Genomic DNA, 19,558 nt, shown 5'->3' on the forward strand with positions numbered 1-19,558 from the left:
GCGCCGATGACTTCGTTCGTAACAGCAACTTTGATCGGGGTCAGCCTCGGAGCGCAATACGCGCTCCTCGCGCTCGGCTTCACGCTGATCTTCGGCATCCTCGGCGTGGTGAACTTCGCCCATGGCGGCTTCTACGTGCTGGGGGGATACGCCGCCTACTGGTTCGTCTCGGCCGCAGGCCTGCCCTATCCACTCGCGGTCGTCCTCGCGACCCTCGTCACGGGCATCCTCGGCTACCTGTTCGAGCTCCTGCTGATCGAGCGGCTGGTCGATGACCATCTCGCCACGCTGATGCTCACGCTCGGCCTCTACCTGATGCTGTCGACCGGCATCCTGATCACCTTTGGGCCTGAATCGCCGTTGTTCGAGTTCCCGCTGAACGGCACGTTGCGGGCGGGGCCGTTCTACTTCCCGATCGCGAACCTCGTCGTCCTGGCCGTTTGCCTGCTCGCGATCCTCGGCGTCTACGCTCTCATTTTTCGGACCGATCTCGGCCGCGCTCTCCGGGCGCTCGCTGACGACCGGCAGGTCGCGGCCGCGCAAGGGTTACGGCCGCGGCTCCTGTTTCCTCTGGCCTTCGCGCTGGCCTGCGGGCTGGCCGGCATGACCGGGGCACTCGTCACGCCGATCCTGTCGCTCGCGCCCCATGTCGGCGACCCGGTGCTGGCGACCTCCTTTCTGATCGTCATCCTCGGCGGCCTCGGCTCGATCGGTGGCGCAACGGTCGCGGCGTTCCTGGTTGGGCTCGTCGAGGCCTATTCCTCCGTCTATCTCGGCGGCTCCAAGGGCGCGCTGGCGCTCTTCGTGCTCGTGCTGATCATCCTCGTCGTGCGGCCCTCAGGCCTGTTCGGCCGCATCGCGCGGGAGGCCTGAGATGAGCCTGCTCAGGCGCCACGCCGGCGAGATCGCGACCATCCTGGTCGTGGCGGCCTCGCTCCTTATCCCGCGGTTCACCGACGACCCGCTCCCCATCTCCCTCGCGAACCAGATCCTGATCGCGATCACCGCCGCCTTCAGCGTCTACCTGATGCTGCGCATGAACCTCCTTACCTTCGCCGTGCCGGCTTTCATGGCCATCGGCGGCTACGCGGCCGCCATCGCGGGTCTGCAGGGCGGCGTGACGGACGCGATCGCGCTTACCGCGCTATCTTTTGTGGCACCGGCGATCGTGGCGCTGCCGATCGGCGTCCTCGTACTGCGCCTGCGGGGCGTCTACTTCGTCCTCGTCACGTTCGTGCTATCCGAGATCGTGCAGCTCGTCCTGTTCGAGACGCCGCAGCTCACCGGCGGCTCGAACGGCCTCGTCGGGATGCCATCCACGACCGCCTTCGGCATCGAACTCGCCGATAACGCCTCTGTGCTGGTCCTCACAGCAGCGGTCGCCCTCGCGGCGGCGCTCGTGACGGCGCTCGTGACGAGCTTGTGCCGGCAGCACTTCGCCGCGATTGAGGAGAACGAGCCCCTCGCCCAAAGTCTCGGGCTCGTCGTTTGGCACTACAAGGTGCTGGGCTTTGTGGTCGCGGCGGGGCTGGCCGGCATGGCCGGGTTCTCCCTCGTTAACATGCTGCTCACCGCCCACCCGACCTCGTTCGGCCCTGGATCCTCGGTCAACTACATCGCCTACACGATCGTCGGCGGTCGGACGTCGATTCTGGGGCCCGTTCTGGGGTCGGCGCTGCTCGTCACGCTCACGAACCTGTTCTCGAACCAAGGCCAGTACTCGCAGGGGCTCTACGGACTGCTCATCGTGGTGGTGGTCCTCGTAGCGCGCGGCGGCATCGTCGGGACGGCGATGGCGCTCGTCCGCCGCGTGGGCGGTCTGCGCCCAGCCACCGCGCACCTGGCGACTGGCACCGCTGCACCGCGGGGCACCTGATGCAGATGCTTCGGAGGGGAAAATGACCGACACCCCCGGGTTAGAGGTCGATCGCGTCGTCAAGCGGTTCGGTGGCCTGCAGGTCTTTCACGACGTCAGCTTCAGCCTGCGGCCGGGCGAGGTGCTCGGCGTCATCGGGCCGAACGGGGCTGGCAAGACCACCCTCATCAACGTCCTGTGCGGACGGTTCCCGCCGAGCGCCGGCTCCGTCTCGCTCGACGGGAAATCGATCACCGGCCTGCCGACACACCGGCTCGCCCGGATGGGCCTCGTCCGCTCCTTCCAGCAGACGAACACGTTCAAGTCGGCGAGCGTGCGCGAGAACCTATCGCGCGCCCTTCGCTTCAGCGGTGCGCCGATGCGCGTGGTCGAGCGCGTAGACGCCCTCCTACGCCAGTTCGATCTCCACCCGCGGCTCGACGAGCCGAGCGATAAGCTGCCCTACGGCCTGCAGAAGATGCTCGGACTGCTCCTCGCCTACGCGACGGGCCCGAAGGTGCTCCTGCTCGACGAGCCGGCCGCCGGTCTCGAGCGGCGCGAGCGCACGCTGATCGACGCCTTCGTGGCGGCCGCCCGTGCGGATCACGGCTGCTCCGTGCTGATCGTCGAGCACGACATGGACCTGATCCGTCGGCTCTGCCCGCGCATCCTCGTACTCGATGCGGGGCACCTCATCGCCGAGGGACCACCGGCCGAGGTGCTCGCCCGGCGCGATGTGATCGAGGCCTACATGGGCCTTTCAGACGAGGATGAGGCCGCCTGATGCTGATCGTCGAGGGGTTGGACGTCCGCTACGGCGGCATCACGGCGCTGCGTGGCGTCTCCGTTCGTGTGGACGAGGGTGAGACCGTGCTCCTCGTCGGCGCGAACGGCGCGGGCAAGTCGAGCCTGATCAACGCGGTGATCGGCACGGTGCCCAGCGTGGCCGGCTTTGTTCGATTTCAGGGCCGGGACCTCGGCGGGATGACCGTCGATCGCCGCGCCCGCGCCGGAATCGGCTACTCGCCGGAGGGGCGGCGCGTCTTCGCGTCCATGTCGGTCCTCGACAACGTGCTCGCCGGCGCGTTCGGCGTCGGGCGCCAGCGTCAGCGCGAGGCCTGGGACTGGCTGTGCTCGGTCTTCCCGATCCTCGCCGAGCGGCAGGCCCAGCCGGCGGGTCAGCTCAGCGGCGGCCAGCAGCAGATTGTGGCCTTCGCCCGGGCGATGGCCTCCTTCCCGCCGCTCCTCCTTCTGGACGAGCCGTTCCTCGGCCTCGCTCCGGTGTGGATCAAGAACATCTCCGATGCGATCCGAGCGCTTCAGGCGCGCGGCACGACCATTTTGATGACCGAGCAGATGGCCCGGCCCGCCCTCAAGCTCGCCACGCGCGGCTACGTCATGCGCGGTGGCGAGGTCCGACGTGAGGGGCCGGTCGGCGTGATCCGGGACGTCGCCCTGGCGGAGGAGTACCTGTGAGCGCCCCGAACGCGACGGCGCGCCTCGGCGCGTATGTGCAGCGCTGCGCGGCGGAGCCACTGCCGCCGGCCGTGATGGAGAAGGCCGCGATCTGCCTTCTCGACGCGATCGGGCTCGCGCTGATCGCCCGTGACGAGACGACCGCGGCCGCGGCGCGTAGCATCGCCGTGGCGGTGCCGGACGGACCGGGAACCGCGCGGATCTGGGTGGACGGCATCCGCACGGTCCTCTCGGAAGCCGTGACCGCCAATGCTGTGGCGGTGCACGCGCATTTCCACGACGATTCCGACCACGCCTCGTGGTCGCATCCGGGGTCCTTCATTGTCCCGGTCGCGGGATCGATGGGCGACGCCGCCGACCTACCGCTCGAGCGGGTGCTCCGGGCAATCGTGGCGGGCTACACGGTCACGAACTGGCTCGGGGCCGACGAGGAGGTCGCCCGCGCCCTGATCGCGCGCGGCATCCGGACGAGTCCGACCCTCGGCACGATCGGGGCCTCCGCGGCCGCTGCCGTCGCGCTGAACCTCGATGAGGCGGGTTGCCGAAACGCCGTCGCGATGGCGGCGAACATTACGGGTGGGCTGCTGGAGCCGGTGCGCTGCGGCTCGGACGAGTGGCGGGTGCAAAATGCGCAGGCCGCCCGCGGCGGGCTGCTCGCCGCGCAACTCGCCGGCCGCGGCGTACTCGGCGCGCCGGACGCGCTGGAGGGAGCGAAGGGCTTCCTGCGCTCGCTGCCGGGCCTCGTCGAACCACCGGCGCGCTGGCGGCGTGATCCGAGACCCGAATCCCTGCTCGATCTGAGCGCCAAGCCTTTCGCGACACTCGGGGACAACATGGCGCCCGTGGTCGCGGCCCGTGAGATCCACCTGGCCGGCGTTCCGACCGAACGCATTCGGGCGATCCGAATTTCGATGATGCGGGCCTACACCGAGTATCCTGGCACGAACTACAAGGGTCCTTTTGAACGGCCGGTTCAGACGTTGGCCTCCACGGCCTTCGCTGTCGCCGCCATGCTGGTGCTGGGCGAGCTCGAGTACGACGTCGCCCTCGAGCGCCGCGAAGATCCCGCGATTCTCCGACTTGTACCTCTCACCATCATCGAGCCTCATGACGGCGCGTACAACGAGGCGGTGGTGACGGTCGAGCTCGACGATGGCACGCGGATGGAGCGGACGGCCGCTGACGCACCCGCGACGCTGATCTACCAGGATCGAGCCCGCGCCCTGGAGGTCTTTCGCGGTAGGCTTGCCTCCTGCGGCTTCGATCAGCGCGTAGCCGCGGGTATCGAAGCGGACACGTTCGGGAAAGGCTCGGTCTCAGTCCGGCAGTTGCTCGATCGTCTCTTCATCAGTCGAATTTAGCCGCCATTCCCGGTGTGTGCTTGCGCTACGATTTCATCGGTAAGTTTCCTGATCCTCGATCCTGCACTCCATTGCGGACCGGCAGGTTCCGGCCAGATCTGGTGATCCACGCAATCTCGCTCAGTCGCTCGCATATCACCGAGCATCATGCCTTTCCCGTGGGACGCCGGTCCGACGGCATTAGAGCAAGCACCCATTGGCGACCGTTGCGAACCGCAGCCCTTGAGTCGGGAACGGCGCCTCAGGCCAACAAGACCAAGCTACAGCTCCACGCATGATCACATCGCCCCGGTCTATCGCGATGCACAAGAGCAGCGCTCCCTCGTCGATACACCAACGGATCTGTTTGGGATCACTCGCAGAAATTGCGCAGACACAGGAAGGCTTAAAGATGGATTCGTTTCTTAATCCTTTCAAACGGGGCTTGTTGGAGCAGCGGCGTCAGGTGGGGCTCTGGATGACGACCGGCTCTGCGACGATGACGGAGATTGCGGCGGGGGCTGGCCTAGACTGGCTGCTGATCGATATGGAGCACTCGCCCAACGATCTCATCTCCGTCGTCGATCACCTGCGAGCCGCCGCGAGCGCCACGACGGAGGCCGTCGTCCGTGTTCCGTGGAACGAACCCGTTCTGGTGAAGCGCCTCCTCGACCAGGGAGCTCGCTCGCTCATGTTTCCATTCGTACAAACCGTGGACGAGGCCCGCCGTGCCGTGGCAGCCACTCGCTATCCCCCACATGGGATCCGCGGCTTCGCCGGCACCTCACGAGCGACGGATTACGGTCGACGGACGACCTATCCCGCTCAGTCCGCTGAGGAGATCAGCGTGGTCGTTCAGCTGGAAACGCTTGAGGCGTTGCGTGCCGCACGAGATATCGCGGGAGTGGAGGGTGTCGATGGCGTCTTCATCGGCCCAGCGGATCTCGCGGCCAACATGGGCCATCTCGGCAATCCAGGAGCGGATCCCGTCCAGGCAGCAATTCGAGACGGACTCAGCGCGATCCAGGCAGCCGGCAAGGCCGCTGGACTTCTGAATTTCAACGAGATTGCAGCGAAATGCGATTTCGAAGCAGGATTCAGTTTTGTCGCCGTGAGTGGCGATGCCTTTATCTTGGCACGCGGTGTGGAACGTCTAGTTGAAGCCTTTCGTGCCGACAAGATTGTATGATTTTGAAATGATACGAAGATATAATATTGTTGCCGTGGCATGATCCGAATATCTGTCGATGGTTATGCGATGGGCTATCGGCCACCCGCGCCTGTCAGCTTCCCGGATCTGGCCTTTCGGCTACCCATGGCCGCTAGCTTGCAGTAGCCTCGCGACTGGCTCAGTCCAAAATACCGGTCAGGTCAATCGCTACATGGTCCACGAAGCCGTACATCTCGTAGGCCATTGCGAAGAACCAATCTGCGCCATCGGAAAAGGCGTCAAGCTAGCTGTCCATCATTGATGGTCTGTGTTTCTGAGCGTGCCGTTCAAGCTCTACGCCAGCGGATAATTTGACTTTCTCTGGAACGGCCGATTTATCATTATTGACTTCGGTCCTGAAATTCAAACTATATAACAGATAATTGCGAAATATTTTAATTCGGCATCACCGAACGGGCTTTCGTTTGAATCTATAGTGGCATCAAAACTGAGGTGAGTACGGTGGCTGTGGGCCGCCGTACCCTATGTTTCAGCTCGGGTTGGTAACCTCGAACTTGACCGAATAGGTGTCCGACGCGTTCACCTGTTGCGTTGCTTCAACGCGCACGATGCGGCCTTCCTCGCGCAGTGTGAAGATCATTGCATCGACGGCAGGCCATTCGCGCTGATGTAGCGGAAGCTCCGCGGTTTGTTCGATTGGCGCCGGAAATCCGGGTTTCGAGACAAGGTCCTCGAGTTCCTGCATCATCTCGGTTGCCCATTCCTTCAAAATGTCTGCGGAAACTGTCATTCTGCTATCCATTTCCACGACAGCTTTGAGGCCGTTGGGCTCACTACCCGCAGTCCCAATTTCGGTTTTCATGTGATGCTCCATCGTAGTGCCGAGAATTCGGCATGGAGATCGTGTGCGTTCTAGCCAACGAGTGAAATTATGCAGGGCGCGCCAGCATATGCAGCGCCGAACTGCATATGCTGGCTGACGCTGCATAATTTTGGACGACGCTGCCTTCTGCCAAATCTCCTCATGCCGGCCGGCACTGACTCAGTAGATCAACGATGCAGAATACGAAGCACCCTCCCCCGTTTCCAGAGACCGGCCTCGTTCGCTTGGCGGCCATTCTGGCCCCCCTTGGTCCGGTGCCAGTTAGCCGGAGCACTTGGTGGGCGAAAGTAGCCTCAGGCGATTTCCCGCAGCCCATCAAACTCGGTCCGCGCATCACATGCTGGCGCGCCGAAGACATCCGCGAACTGATCCGCCGCAACGAAGTCGTCGAACGCTGATCGATTGGGGCGGCGGGCGGGGTGACCGCCAGCCGCCCCCTTCCCCGCGGTGGCTCCCGTCCCAGTCCTCATCATCGCACCCGAGCCGCTCATTGATTCTCGTTACGAGAAGCGCGGCGGGTGCTGTTCAAAAGGCAAACCCATCATGAAGAAGCCCAAACACCGCACGAATAAGCCGAAATCGCCGAAAAGCGAGTGGACCACGGTGCCGGTTTCGGGCGCCAGCACGAAGGAACCTTATCCGCCGGATAGCTCCGATCTTCAGCGCCGCATCAAAGAGAATCCGCTCAGCGTCGCGGCGGAAGCCCGGCACAAGCTCGGCGAAGTCAAGGCGGGCTACCGCCGCGAGCTATACTCGGTGTTGGCGATGATTGTCGGCCTCGGTCGCCATTACTACTTAAACTATCCGGCGTGGAAGCCCTTCTTCAGCCTGACTTTCTTCCAAACTGGCAAGCACAAGCCGAAAGCACGCACTCACCACGAGGACGCGCTGCGGCACACGATGAACTACGTGTTTGACGCCAAATCCAAGCAGGCGCGCAGTCGAAGCGTCGTCAGGATGTGCTTCGACGACCCCGCGATTTCGGCGTTCGGTGTCTACGCAGCGGAGTAGATGGCCCCCAACAGGCATCACGTTCGCTGCTAAGCCTGTTGGCGTGAGCCGCACCCGCATCGATCCCAGCACCCTGTCGGACCTCGTCGTCTACGCCGACGAGAGCGGAGACCACGGTTACGTCACGCTCGACGCGAGCTACCCCATCGTCTCGCTCGCCTTCATCATCATGACCCGTGATAAGCACCCGAGCCTGCACGAGACGACAATCGTAGCGTTCAGAACAGGGTCTGCGAGTTACGCTACCAGAGCTAAGGTCCCAGTCCGTCCTTCGAGGGCGCGAGCGCTTTCGGCGCTCCTACCACCGAACAGATGCCGGTACAGATCCGCCGGGGTCCGCGCCAAACCGTTTCCGTCCGCGACCAGCACGTCCGCCATCCCGGCAGCGATCAGGCTCATGCCCTGATCCAGCGCGTTCAGCAATGAGGCGTGCTGATAGGCGAACCGGCGCGCAGACTCGCGGGCAGTAACGGTGAAGCTCACGGATGATGATCCCGATACGGTCACGTGGCGCGACCGATCGGGCGGCGCCGCTGACCTGTGGTTGCGAAAGGGGTGCAGACCGAAGTGGCGCGCCGGACGAGCGCCGCTTCTCACGCGTCATCGCCAGCGATAGCGACCGTCTGTTGAAGAAATCGTGTTCAACCTGCGGCTACGGATACACCCGCATGCGCATCACCCCACGAGCATCGCTTCGCGGTTGCGACAGCCAACGGCTCGCGCCGTTCGACAGCAGGTCATGGGATCTCGAAAACGACCGACTGCGCACCTTGCCATAGGGCCATCTCGCCGAGCTTTCGCAGGTTCTCCAGGCTGGAAGTCAGCGTGATGAAGTGATTGCCAGCGAGTTGGCCCATCTTCGAGGCGAAGTGAACGCCGCCGTAGGCGAGCAGGATCTCGGTCTCGCTGATGCCGCCTGGATAGAGGATGATCTGTCCTGGCGCGGGGTAGCTGGTGTGGTTCTCGTACCCGACGCCGAAATCGAGGTCGCCCAAGGGCATCCACACGCCTTCACCGCTCCAACGCACGTGCACCGCCTTGCTCGTGAACGGCATGTGGGCACGAAAGGCGGCGCAGGTCTTCGGCGCCGCATCATCCTCGAACCGGCCTTCGAACTCGAACGGTCCGGCCGTCACACGCAAGATGCTCACTTCGAATGTCTCCGTCTCACTCGCATCGCGTATCGACGCGGTTGTCGTGGGCCTGGACGGGCACGATCCTACATCCAGGGCTGAAACCGGGAGGAGTGGCTCCGTCCGGTGCTGATCCGGACCGGACGGAACCGTGCTTGCCGATTTCAGGCCGGTTGCGCCGCCGCGGAGATCACCGCCAGATCCGGCGGCGGGCTGTCGAGGACCGCCTGCGCGCGCGCCCGGTCGAGATCACCCTCCCATGCGGCGACAACAACGGTAGCGACACAGTTGCCGATCAGGTTGCCAACCGCACGGGCCATGCCGATGAACCAATCCACTGAGAGCACGAGCACAAGGCCGATCGCCGGGATCGAGGGCACGGCGTTCAGCGTCGCGGCCAGAATGACGATCGCCGAGCCCGGCACGCCGTGGGCGCCCTTCGACGTGACCAGCGAGATGCCGAGCACTAGGAGCAGATCTCCGAATGACAGCGGCGTGCCGGTCGCCTGGGCGATGAACACCACCGCCAGCGTCAGGTAGATCGAGAAGGCATCGAGGTTGAACGAATACCCGGTCGGCACCACCAGCCCGACCACCGAGGGCTTCACGCCCATGTATTCGAGCTTGCGCATGATCTGCGGGAGCACGGCATCGGATGAGGCGGTCCCGAGCACGATGGTCAGTTCCTCGCGGAGATACGCCAGGAACTTGAAGATGTTCACCCCGGCCAACCGCATCACGCTACCGAGGATGACGATGACGAAGATCGCCACCGCGACGTAGAACAGGCCAACGAGCGAGAGCAGTTGCGTCAGCGAGCCGACACCGTACTTGCCGACCGTGTAAGCGACGGCACCAAGGACACCGAGCGGGGCGACGCGCACGATCAGACCCATCGCCTTGAACAGCACACCCGAGACAGCGTCGATCAGGTCGGTGACCTTTTTACCCTGCTCGCCCCCGTAGAGCGCCAGGGCGACGCCAAACAGGATCGCGAAGAACAGTACCTGGAGTACGTCGTTGCGCGCGAGTGCGTCGAACGAGGTGGTCGGGATGATGTTTAGCAGGAAGCTGGAGAAGCCGCCGCCCTGGAGCTTATGCGCGTTGTCGGCATAGGCGCTGAGAGCCTTGCCATCGAGGGTGGCGGTGTTGATGTTCATCCCGTGGCCGGGGCCTACGAGGTAGGCGAGCACGATGCCCAGCGCGAGCGCCACCGTGGTCATCACCTCGAAGTAGATCAGCGCCTTGACGCCGACACGCCCGACCTTCTTGAGATCGCCGGTCCCGGCGATGCCGTGCACAACGACACAGAACACGATCGGCGCGACGATCATCGAGATAAGTTTGAGGAAGGCGTCGCTGAACACCTTCAGGCCGATCGCGAAGTCGGGCGCGGTCATGCCGAGTACGATCCCGAGCACTAACCCGACGACGACCTGGAAGAACAGGGACTTGTAGAGCGGCTCGCGCGCTTTATCCGGCGCGGGCATGGGTATGGATTGGACCGACATCACGTAATCTCCTCGGTGGTTCGGATCGGGGGATACGCAGCACTTGAGTCGGTGGCGGCTTTTCTTACTTGGCTCGGCCGAGCCCCGCTCTCATTCTCGTCACGATGAGAGCTTGAGGGCTTGACGGAGATTGGTGAGCGGGTCGTCGTCCTTGGCACGTGTCAGGCCAGCCTCGACGTTGCCGATGTGCGCAACCATGAGGTCGGCCGCTCGCTTCAGGTCACCTGCGGCGAGCGCATCGGTGATCGCCTCGTGCTCGTCGCAAGAGGCGGTCGCGTCGTGGCCGGACTGGTAGAGCGCCGAGATCAGCACGGTGCGGGCCGTCAGGTCGCGCAGGATGTCGGCCAACACGCGGTTACCGAGCGCCTCGACGAGGCAGACGTGGAAATCGCCGAGCAGGAAGCTACGAGCTTCAAGATCCCCCGAGGCGATGGCCTCACGTTCCTGGGTGACGTGTGCCCGCAGCTTCTCTACGACCTCCGAACCGAGTCGCTCGACGGCCATGAGGATGCCCATCTCGATCGCCTGCCGGGCTTGGAAGGCTTCCTGGGCTTCCTCGAACGATGGACGGATCACGAACCAGCCGCGACGGGGGCTGACCTGAACGATGCCTCGCGCCTCCAGCCGGATCAGCGCCTCGCGGGTCATGGTCCGGGAGACGCTGAACAGGGTGGCGAGGCTTTGCTCGCCGAGGCGAGTTCCGGCCGTGATGCGGCCTGCCAGGATGGCATCGACGATGACGCGATCGATCGCGGGGATGGTCAGTTCGAGCGTCTGCATGCAGATCACGCTTCCATACGAGTTCGATAAGCAATGCCCGTACCACGAGCGATCTGGAGATCGTGGTACGGCCAGGGCACCGGCTCCCACTCCCTGACCATCATCGGGGGCCAGCACTGACGCGCGGTTTACAGACCGCGCCGCCAGCGCCTACCGCTCGCCGGTACAGGGCGCCCATTCACTGGATCCCACTGCGGATGGGTTTCCTGGACACCATCGAAGGCGCCGGGGAAAAGCAGCACCTGAGCAGATTGGAGGATCAATTGAGATAACCCGAACAGGGAAGCGCGGAGGCGGTCTACGTCCCAGCGATGGTCGGCGAGGTGATGCGGCGCGTGCTCACCGATGCCTTGGTCGATCTCGCGCGGACCACGGGTCGAGGCTGTCGATCTCGACGATGGGTCGATCACAATGATGTCGGCGTATCAGGATCTCCCACCAACCGATCGCCTTTAACGTTACGGTTACCCTGACCCGCCACGGTCGCGCTCCTCATGACAAGGATCAGCGCATGACCGATCCTGGAGAGGATGAATGTTCACCCACGTCATGATCGGCAGCAACGACCTGAAGCGGGCCAGAGGCTTCTACGACGCCACCTTCGCCGCGTTGGGAGGCAAGCCGTGCGAGATAGATGCCAGAGGCAGGCTGATCTACGCTCACGAAGGCAGTCAGTTGATGATCACGATGCCGATCGACGGCAAGCCAGCGACCGTAGCCAACGGTGGTACGATCGGTCTCGCCGCCGTGAGCCGCGATCATGTTCTCGCATGGCACGAAGCTGGTACGACGCATGGTGGCACCGCCATCGAGAGTCCGCCCACAGAGCGCCCGAACGGAGCCTTCGTCGCCTATCTTCGCGATCCGGACGGAAATAAGCTTACCGCACGCACTCAACCGACGAAGTGAACGGATCGACGCCAGTCGTCGTGTACCTCGGTAGACCCGCGCACGCCGATTTATATTGACCGAGCTACCGGCCATTAGACTGAGCAATCTCGGGCCATCGACCAGACACGAGCCCGGGATGCATCTGCTGGTCAGCTTGATAGGACCTGCGCGCAGGGGAGGAGCGTTCGTGTGACCATTCCTAACACGAGCGCCAGCATAACTCGTTTGCCAGCCGCATGAGCGGCCATCATCCTGTGAGTGAAAGCTCACGGGAGGCTCATGAGCCCGTTCGTCCTCACCTGCGTGATGTGCGCAGCGATCCTGCATGCCGGATGGAATGCGGTGCTCCGCGGCGGGGGCGACCGGCTCTGGTCCATGACGCTGATGATGATTGCGGTCACCTGCGTCACCGCGGTCGCTGCGGTGTTCGTACCGTGGCCCAACGCGGCAAGCTGGCCCTACGTGATCGCCTCGGCCATCATCCACACAGGCTACAACCTGTCCCTCGTGCGGACCTACCGCGTCGGTGACCTCGGGCAGACATACCCAATCTCACGCGGTTCCTCGCCTGTTCTGGTCGCTCTGGGCGCGATGCTCTTCGCTCATGAGGCTATCAACATCGTCTCTGCCATCGGCATCGCGCTGGTGTCCGCAGGGATCATTTCGCTGGCCTTCCAGGGTAAGGGCCTTCGCTCCGACTTCCTCCCCGCCGCCCTAACCACGGGCGTTCTGATCGGGGCGTATACCGTCGTTGATGGCATCGGCGTCCGGCTGGCCGGAAGCAGCGTGGCCTACACGAACAGCATGTTCCTGTGCTGGAGCCTCACTATGCCGCCGATCTTCTACATGATGCGTGGCAGGCCACCGGCCTACACCAGGGTGCAGACTGGGATGGCGCTGACCGGCGGCCTCGTCTCGCTCCTCGCCTACGGCATCGTCATCTGGGCCATGCAGTACGACGCTATGGGCGTGGTATCGGCGCTGCGCGAGACCAGCGTGGTCTACGCCGCCATCATCGGATGCCTGTTCCTCAAGGAGACGCTGACCAAGCGCCGCCTCGCATCCTGCGCCGCCATCGCTATGGGCGCGGCATGTCTGGCCTACCGAACCCTTTGATTAGGGTTTGTCCCCGATGACGGCATCCCGCTTCGGAGGCGCCGCAATGACCTACCTGCAGATCAGGTTGCAAGACGCACAGGCCATCATCGGTAGGATGGAGCCGGAGGAGATCTCTCAGGCGCTCGAAGAGGCCATGGATAAGGGCGTGAGCCTCGAGGAACTCGTGCTGCGCACCATGCCTCGGGTCCGCATCGAAGCGCCGTCTCGGCGGGACCCGCAACTCGATGCCGCGTGGGAATAATCATCTTTGAGTACACCCGCGCCCGGCATGGCGGGAGGCCCATGCTATGCAACAGCAGCCTCCAGTCGCTGACTTGCCTCGCTGACGTACTGCTCGTCTTTTTCGATTAATATGAAACCCCGACCGAGACCCGAGGCCACTACGCCAGTGGTGCCTGATCCGCCGAAGGGGTCCAAAATAATCTGTCCAGGGCGGGAGCAAGACTTGATCACACGCTCGATAATGACCTCAGGTGTCTGACAAGGATGCAGAGTCTTTTCAGCCGAGGAGGCCGCGACGCGATCGAAATACCAATAGTCGCCAGGGTTCTTCCCCCGCGGGTTGTTGCGCGGATCATCTGTCCTGTTCTCGCCCGGCTCGTGCACGGCATCCAAATAGAACCTGAAGTTATTATCTAAGGTCCACCATTGGAGACGTTCAGTCCGGTGAGTGAAGCGGCGCTTGTAGGCCATGCCACCTTCGTAGCGCCATACAATTTCCTGAACGAGGCGAAACCCATGCGCACGCATTATTGGGTAATATAGATACGTTAGTGGAACGGCCTGCCCATCATCGAGGGTATAGCCGAGGTTCAGCCAGACATTCGCTTTTGGGCTAAGAAGGCGAGGAAGTTCGGCGGTCCATTCCCGCACAAACTCTAGGTACTCTACGAGGTTAAGCGACTCTTCGGAGGCTTTTCCGGCGTTATAGGGTGGGCTTGTAAAGACAACATCTATGGATCCAGCCTCCAGTTGAGTCATAATTTCACGACAGTCGCCGTGATGAACCTCGCGAATGTGCGATCGTAGGCGTAGTGGTGGAGCTTCGGCCGCGGCAGTCGCGGGCACGAGCCTCAGCGAGAGACCGAGGGCGTGCATTACGGAGACGAGCGTGTTGACCTGACCTCGATCCGTCAGGACTTGCTCCAAGCTTGGCCGTGAGATGCCGCTCATCTCCGCCAGACGTGTCTTCGTGATTTTCCCTCGGAGGCGCCCCTCCACGTGCTTACTCATCTTGCGGCGACGCTCCTCCAGGTGCTCGCCAAGCGACTGAGACGGATCGTATTGAACTTCGAACCAGTGCCCGAGCGCGGTGAGGACCACGGTGAGCGATGCAACGGTCCCTCGATCGCGCTCCAAGCCTGCTATCGTCTCAAGATGAAGCCCGCATCGTGCGGCCAGCGCGGATTGCGATAAATTCGCCTCGCGCCGGACCCGGCGAAGTTCGCCACCCAACCTCACCGCATTCATGGGACGAACCTTTACGGAAATCGTGCCTCATGAGGGTGAAACCGTATATGTCCGTCCGATGCAACCCAGGTTACTCGCAGCGTTGTCGGCCGTCTCGTGGTTCCGGAGCGCTGCGGCCAGTACGACCCGCGTTCGACGGATCGAGCCAAGCACGTCCGTGTCGATCTTCAAGCGGATGCGCCTCCCCCGCCTATCGCGCCACTGACCGGCATTAGCGTCCCACAAGCGTGGCCGCCTACCTCGACCAGCCCAAGACCTGACGCCGTGCCGACGCTGGCGCCTCTCCGAAATGATCAGATCGGCGTGCTCGTCGTCGAGGACGAGCCGCTTTTGCTTTTAGCAACGGCGGACGTGTTCACCGAGGCGAACATGACCGTGTTCGAGGCGCGGCATGCGAACGAGGCGATGGCGATCCTGTCCTCGCGGGACGACATCCGGGTCGTAATCACGGACCTCGACATGCCCCTCGGGGGCATGGGAGGCCATGAGTTCGTGCGTTGCGTCATTGCACGTTGGCCTGAGATCGGGGTCGTCGTTCTCTCTGGCGCTGACCGGCCGAGATTGGGCCAGTTCCCGAGCGGCGTACAGTTCAGGAGCAAGCCCTGCCACGGATCTGAACTTGTCAGTGCCGCCTACGCCATCGTGTCGCGACAGACAGGCAGCATTTGAGTGCTCGCAAGATGAGCCTGCATCAACCTGATCGTAAGCCCGTCAACAGCGTCGTCAGCGTGCACGTCACCCCATCACGCGGATAGGCCAGCACCACATCGCCGCCGGACAAGCCGCGCTGGATCAGGCGCGAGCCAAACCCTATGCGGGTCGGTGGCTTCACCGTGGGACCACCCCGCTCCCGCCACGTGAACCGGAACGCGGCCTCGGTGCCGACGCCTTCGATCGACCAGTCGATAGATACGATCCCCCCTGGTACGGACAGCGCCCCGTACTTCGTGGAGTTCGTGCCAAGCTCGTGCAGGATCAACCCCAGGGAAAGCGTCGTCGAGGGGCCAACGGACAGGCTCGGGCCGTCGAGTTGGAACCGCAGCCCGGTATCGTCGTGCAGGTCGAGGGCTCCGTGCACGATCTCGCGCACACACGCGCCGTCGATGTGTCCGGCCAGCAGGATGTCATGCGCCTTGCCGAGCGCGACGAGGCGGGCGGCGAGCGCATCACGGGCCGCTTCGATGTCCGGTGCGTTGCGCAGGGTCTGCGCGGCTATCGCCTGCACCAGAGTCAGCGTGTTCTTCAGCCGGTGGCTGAGTTCGCGGTTGAGCACGTCCTGCTGCGCATCCGCGTTCTTGCGAATGCCGATGTCGCTGATGGCGACGACCGCGCCGACCAACTCTCCCTGCCCATCCTTGATCGCCTCCCCGGCTATCGCGATCCAACGCCGCTCGCCGTCTGGGCGCTGGTACTGCACCTCGATGCTGGAACGGTCGCACGCGCCGCTGCTGACCTGAGCGAGGGGATACTCGCTGGCGTCCACGCACCGACCGTCCGCATGGTAGGCGATGAAGTCGGTGTAGGCGTTGCTGGAGGTCGCGTAGAGGGTATCGTGGCCGAGTATCTCAGCCAAACGACGGTTGCCCATCAGAATGCGGCCTGACGGCGCTTCAGCCAGTAGAATGCCGATGGGCACGCTCTCCATCACGGTGAGCAATTGTGCCTGTTGCGCCCGTGCGGCGCGCTCGGCCTTTACTCGCTCTGTCACCTCCAGGAACAGCACGGTGAAAATATCGCGCCCGAGCTTCTGCGCCCGGCCCTCGTACCAGCGGTCGAGCTTGCTCAAGTAACGCATGAGCGTGATCGGCTCGCCGGTCTCCACGACATGGGCGAATTCCTCGACCCAGGCGTCTTCGACATCTGGGAGCACCTCACGGATCGTGCGACCGATCGCCTGCTCGGGCGAGATCCCGATCAGATCCCCCCAGGCCGAGTTCATTTCGAGATAGCGCCAGTCCGTGACCCGCCCCTGATCGTCGCGGATGACCTCGCCCACGACGAAGCCTTCACGAAGCTGGGTGAACAGGTTGCGCCAGTGGGTGGCTTCTGCCACGCGGGCCGCCTGCTCGGCGCGCAGCCGCGAGTTCTGCGCGCGCTCATGCAGGATCATCGTGACTTGTCGGGCCAAGCGCCGGAGGCCATCCGCCTGCCGCTCGTCAAGGCCATCGGGCCGAGGCGCGTGATCGATGACACACAGGGTCCCGAGCACGTGCCCATCCGGCCCGCGGAAGGGTGCCCCGGCATAGAACCGGATGAATGGATCTCTGACGACGAGAGGGTTGCTCCGCGTGCGCGGGTCAGCGGTCAGGTCCGGAATGATCGGAGATCCGACTCCGAGAGGCTATAGGCGCATACGGATGCGTTGAGGTCGGTCTGGCACGCTGGGAAACCGACGCGGGCCTTGAACCACTGCCGATCACCTGACACGAGCGACACCAGCCCGACCGGCGTGGCGCATACGAGGGTCGCCAACTGTGCGATGTCGTCGAAGCTCTGCTCCGGTGGGGTGTCGAGCAGTCTGAGGTCATTGAGCGCGCGGAGCCGATCGTCGTCCTGAACGAGAGGGGGGACGATCGGATCATTCATGACCGGGAGCGCACTTGTTCACGCAAGTCTGACCCCACGGCGAAACCTCCATATCAGACATCCAAGCATGGCCGCGAACAATCACTATCGACTCCTATAGCGGCGGCGACTTGAGAATGCTGGGAGTGGCGGCGCTCATGATCGTTGCCGACGACGAAATGATCGATCGTGACGCGTCTAAGCGGCGGATCATGCAGCAGAGCGGACTTGATCACCTCATCCGCCACGAGTTGGGCTGTCGAAAAACCGCCCTCAGCCAGCGCCACCGCTGTTGTGAGCAACCAGGAAACGAACCTATCAGCGCCTACGGGCCATTTTGTCGCACAGCACGGATTTCATCCTGAGCAGGTTGATCCCGAAACCGTTCGGGAGTGGCTTGCTCGTGTCTGTTGCGCTCGTGGTCATGCTAGTTGCAGCGCTCGGGGCTGTCGCGCTCACCGTCGCGGCTTTACCGGCCCTCGATCGCTTCATCAGATGGTGAACGGGCACCACGGAAACTTTGCCGCCCTATCTCCGGTTTACGGCGAACAAGTCCCTCGGAGATCGCCATCGTGGAAATCATCGTAATGGCGGCGGGGATTATTGGGGCCGGGGCGACGCTGGCGTTCATGATGCTGGGTCTCGACTCCTTCTTCTCCTGGTGAGCGTGTAGATCAACATCAGGCAGCCCGCGCCAAGTCCCCCTCTATCGCGGCAAGCGCCCGCTCCAGTGCCGCGAAGCAAGACGGATCGAAGGCCGTGTTCAGGTCAGCGCGCATGATCCCTAGCGCCTTATCCAGCGGCATCGCACTACGATACGGCCTGTCGGCGGTGAGCGCGTCGAACACGTCCGCAACCAGGACGATGCGCGTCTCCAGGGTGATCTCGTCCTCTTTCAAACCCCGCGGATAGCCGCGTCCATCCAGACGCTCGTGGTGACAACCGCCGATCCGAGCCAAGTCGTTGAAGACAGGTACGCGGGTCAAGATCGTCTCGGACAGGAGCGCGTGGGCGCGCATGCTACGCCACTCGTCGTCGTCGAGCTTACCGTTCTTGTCGAGGATCGTATTCGAGACGCCGAGCTTGCCGATGTCGTGCAGGAGGGCGGCGCGCCGAAGCCAACGGCGACGTTGGGGTTCTAAGCCAAGTTCGATCGCCACCATGTCGGCGTAGACGGCAACGCGCTCGGAGTGACCGGAGGTGAACGGGCTCTTCGCATCGATTACCTGGGCGAACGCCCGAGCGATGTCGTCGAGATACGCTTCATCGACGACGACATCGCTCTGCGTTGGCTCCAACGCTGAGACCTCCGCTTCGACAGCTTCCGAACCCAGCGTCACCCAGAAGTTCGGCGCCGCTGTCGCCTGCTCAAAACAAGCGACAACCTGGGGATCAAACCAAGTCCCTGACCGACTTCTGACCTCGGTAAGGGCTGCCGCGGGACCAGCCGCCGTATGGAACACGTCCGCAACCTGAGCCAGGAGCGCGATGCGGGCGTAGAGTGGGATTGCCGGTCCGTCGAGATGGTCCGGACGCCCCGTGCTGTTCCAATGTTCGTCCAGCGCATGGATTGCCGCGCAGACGGCGGGTGGGAAGCGTAGACGCTTCGCGATCTCGGCGCCGCGCTGGCAACGGGTCTGGATCAGGTCATCGACGATCGTCCCGCCGTTCTGGAGGATGTTTAGCACGGCTCGAAAGCGTTCAGCCAGACCAGCCTTCAGCCCGGTGTGTGAAAACACGAAGCTCAACACCTTCGGGAGACTGTCGCTGACGGTCTTGAAGTCGCGTTTGAACCCGATGTCGTCTGACAGGTACAGCGCACAGATCCGAGCGGCGTTGCTGGAGCAGCCCAGGTCCTTCAACATGATCGTGTAGTAGAGTTCCCATAGCTCGCGCGTCGAAAGTCCCATCGCACGCCCCACGTGCATACCGATGTATGTGGCACGCACGCAATGCCCGACAGGCTGCCCTTCGGTGAGATCCAAGGCGTGGCTGAGAGCAGCCAGAATATCGGAAAGGCGAACGCCACTTGGGAAAGGATTTTGCGATTTTGCGTGTGTCGTTTCCACAGCCGCAGCCCTTTTTCGCGATGCGAACTAGCACTACTTTGGCAGATTGAGGGAACGCTGGAGGTTTTTGCGGATTCGCCTGCCACGGCCATGAGCGTGGGTGCTCGCGATGTCAGGTGCTGGCGGATGGCGTGAGGATCTGAACCGGTGGCTGCAGCCGTTCCTTGCGGGACTGTCGCATCCGGCGCGTCGGGCTATGTGCCCGCTCTACGTGAGCGGTCTGATCGGCTTGGGTGACCGCAAGAGCGTCCAGCCGATGGCGGCGCGGGCCGAGGGTGTGCCCT

The 19,558-nt window shown here is 63.4% G+C and carries 22 protein-coding genes and 1 pseudogene; 13 read left to right on the top strand and 10 right to left on the bottom strand.

Annotation, left to right across the window (positions count from 1 at the left end; genetic code table 11):
• Positions 1-6: 6 nt before the first annotated feature.
• From MKL20_RS32760 to MKL20_RS32785, 6 genes are all read left to right on the top strand, one after another.
• Positions 7-873 carry a branched-chain amino acid ABC transporter permease gene (locus MKL20_RS32760; RefSeq protein WP_244040197.1) on the top strand — a complete coding sequence of 289 codons (867 nt, stop codon included), beginning with the start codon at positions 7-9 and terminating at the stop codon, positions 871-873.
• Between the two features lies 1 nt (position 874).
• On the top strand, positions 875-1,876 hold the full coding sequence (locus tag MKL20_RS32765; RefSeq protein WP_244040198.1) for a branched-chain amino acid ABC transporter permease: 1,002 nt from the start codon (positions 875-877) through the stop codon (positions 1,874-1,876).
• A gap of 22 nt (positions 1,877-1,898) precedes the next feature.
• On the top strand, positions 1,899-2,639 hold the full coding sequence (locus tag MKL20_RS32770; RefSeq protein ID WP_244040199.1) for an ABC transporter ATP-binding protein: 741 nt from the start codon (positions 1,899-1,901) through the stop codon (positions 2,637-2,639).
• Positions 2,639-3,331 (top strand): ABC transporter ATP-binding protein, encoded by a 693-nt coding sequence (locus MKL20_RS32775; protein WP_244040200.1) that lies wholly within the window; start codon positions 2,639-2,641, stop codon positions 3,329-3,331. The genes MKL20_RS32770 and MKL20_RS32775 overlap by 1 nt, the downstream gene beginning before the upstream one ends.
• A complete protein-coding gene (locus tag MKL20_RS32780) occupies positions 3,328-4,692 on the top strand; it encodes an MmgE/PrpD family protein (protein ID WP_313902763.1) in 1,365 nt (454 codons plus the stop codon). The genes MKL20_RS32775 and MKL20_RS32780 overlap by 4 nt, the downstream gene beginning before the upstream one ends.
• A gap of 391 nt (positions 4,693-5,083) precedes the next feature.
• Complete coding sequence (locus tag MKL20_RS32785; protein ID WP_244040201.1) at positions 5,084-5,860, top strand: HpcH/HpaI aldolase family protein; 777 nt, start codon at positions 5,084-5,086, stop codon at positions 5,858-5,860.
• 511 nt (positions 5,861-6,371) lie between these two features.
• Here the strand turns inward: MKL20_RS32785 and MKL20_RS32790 are convergent.
• On the bottom strand, positions 6,372-6,704 hold the full coding sequence (locus MKL20_RS32790; protein ID WP_244040202.1) for a hypothetical protein: 333 nt from the start codon (positions 6,702-6,704) through the stop codon (positions 6,372-6,374).
• Between the two features lie 194 nt (positions 6,705-6,898).
• On the opposite strand from MKL20_RS32790, the gene MKL20_RS32795 reads away from it, so the two are divergent.
• Together MKL20_RS32795 and MKL20_RS32800 are read left to right on the top strand one after the other, a co-directional pair.
• The gene (locus tag MKL20_RS32795) at positions 6,899-7,123 is read left to right on the top strand and encodes a helix-turn-helix transcriptional regulator (protein WP_244040203.1); all 225 of its coding nucleotides are present in this window, start codon (positions 6,899-6,901) and stop codon (positions 7,121-7,123) included.
• Positions 7,124-7,268: 145 nt separating this feature from the next.
• Positions 7,269-7,736 (top strand): hypothetical protein, encoded by a 468-nt coding sequence (locus MKL20_RS32800; RefSeq protein WP_244040204.1) that lies wholly within the window; start codon positions 7,269-7,271, stop codon positions 7,734-7,736.
• Between the two features lie 237 nt (positions 7,737-7,973).
• Here the strand turns inward: MKL20_RS32800 and MKL20_RS32805 are convergent, their stop codons facing one another.
• The 4 genes from MKL20_RS32805 to MKL20_RS32820 form a co-directional block, all read right to left on the bottom strand.
• Positions 7,974-8,219, bottom strand: coding sequence for a hypothetical protein (locus MKL20_RS32805; RefSeq protein WP_244040205.1), 246 nt, complete (start codon positions 8,217-8,219; stop codon positions 7,974-7,976).
• Positions 8,220-8,473: 254 nt separating this feature from the next.
• Complete coding sequence (locus MKL20_RS32810; protein WP_244040206.1) at positions 8,474-8,887, bottom strand: DUF3830 family protein; 414 nt, start codon at positions 8,885-8,887, stop codon at positions 8,474-8,476.
• A gap of 146 nt (positions 8,888-9,033) precedes the next feature.
• Positions 9,034-10,380: a dicarboxylate/amino acid:cation symporter gene (locus tag MKL20_RS32815; RefSeq protein WP_244040207.1), complete on the bottom strand. Its 1,347-nt coding sequence runs from the start codon at positions 10,378-10,380 to the stop codon at positions 9,034-9,036.
• 99 nt (positions 10,381-10,479) lie between these two features.
• Positions 10,480-11,160, bottom strand: coding sequence for a GntR family transcriptional regulator (locus MKL20_RS32820; RefSeq protein WP_244040208.1), 681 nt, complete (start codon positions 11,158-11,160; stop codon positions 10,480-10,482).
• Between the two features lie 534 nt (positions 11,161-11,694).
• Here MKL20_RS32820 and MKL20_RS32825 point away from each other — a divergent pair.
• From MKL20_RS32825 to MKL20_RS32835, 3 genes are all read left to right on the top strand, one after another.
• Positions 11,695-12,069: a VOC family protein gene (locus tag MKL20_RS32825; RefSeq protein ID WP_244040209.1), complete on the top strand. Its 375-nt coding sequence runs from the start codon at positions 11,695-11,697 to the stop codon at positions 12,067-12,069.
• A gap of 261 nt (positions 12,070-12,330) precedes the next feature.
• Complete coding sequence (locus MKL20_RS32830; RefSeq protein ID WP_244040210.1) at positions 12,331-13,167, top strand: EamA family transporter; 837 nt, start codon at positions 12,331-12,333, stop codon at positions 13,165-13,167.
• A 46-nt stretch (positions 13,168-13,213) separates the two neighbouring features.
• Positions 13,214-13,411 (top strand): hypothetical protein, encoded by a 198-nt coding sequence (locus MKL20_RS32835; protein WP_244040211.1) that lies wholly within the window; start codon positions 13,214-13,216, stop codon positions 13,409-13,411.
• 44 nt (positions 13,412-13,455) lie between these two features.
• Here MKL20_RS32835 and MKL20_RS32840 read toward each other — a convergent pair whose 3' ends face one another.
• Positions 13,456-14,640, bottom strand: coding sequence for a DNA methyltransferase (locus MKL20_RS32840; RefSeq protein WP_244040212.1), 1,185 nt, complete (start codon positions 14,638-14,640; stop codon positions 13,456-13,458).
• A 264-nt stretch (positions 14,641-14,904) separates the two neighbouring features.
• Between MKL20_RS32840 and MKL20_RS32845 the strand changes: the two genes are divergently transcribed.
• Positions 14,905-15,309: a response regulator gene (locus MKL20_RS32845; RefSeq protein ID WP_244040213.1), complete on the top strand. Its 405-nt coding sequence runs from the start codon at positions 14,905-14,907 to the stop codon at positions 15,307-15,309.
• Positions 15,310-15,331: 22 nt separating this feature from the next.
• On the opposite strand, the gene MKL20_RS32850 is transcribed toward MKL20_RS32845, so the two are convergent.
• The 4 genes and pseudogenes from MKL20_RS32850 to MKL20_RS32860 form a co-directional block, all read right to left on the bottom strand.
• Positions 15,332-16,750, bottom strand: coding sequence for a sensor histidine kinase (locus tag MKL20_RS32850; RefSeq protein WP_244040214.1), 1,419 nt, complete (start codon positions 16,748-16,750; stop codon positions 15,332-15,334).
• Positions 16,751-16,807: 57 nt separating this feature from the next.
• A pseudogene (locus MKL20_RS33320) lies at positions 16,808-16,960 on the bottom strand (GAF domain-containing protein); the annotation flags it as partial.
• Positions 16,945-17,226 carry a hypothetical protein gene (locus tag MKL20_RS32855; protein ID WP_244040215.1) on the bottom strand — a complete coding sequence of 94 codons (282 nt, stop codon included), beginning with the start codon at positions 17,224-17,226 and terminating at the stop codon, positions 16,945-16,947. The gene MKL20_RS32855 and the pseudogene MKL20_RS33320, both read right to left, overlap by 16 nt.
• A 659-nt stretch (positions 17,227-17,885) precedes the next feature.
• Complete coding sequence (locus tag MKL20_RS32860; protein WP_279595127.1) at positions 17,886-19,190, bottom strand: HD-GYP domain-containing protein; 1,305 nt, start codon at positions 19,188-19,190, stop codon at positions 17,886-17,888.
• A gap of 193 nt (positions 19,191-19,383) precedes the next feature.
• Between MKL20_RS32860 and MKL20_RS32865 the strand changes: the two genes are divergently transcribed.
• The coding region (locus MKL20_RS32865; protein WP_244040221.1) for a transposase at positions 19,384-19,558 on the top strand (175 nt) is incomplete at its 3' end.

Origin of the sequence: Methylobacterium sp. E-066 (assembly GCF_022829635.1) — a bacterium.
In the GTDB taxonomy this organism is placed as follows: domain Bacteria; phylum Pseudomonadota; class Alphaproteobacteria; order Rhizobiales; family Beijerinckiaceae; genus Methylobacterium.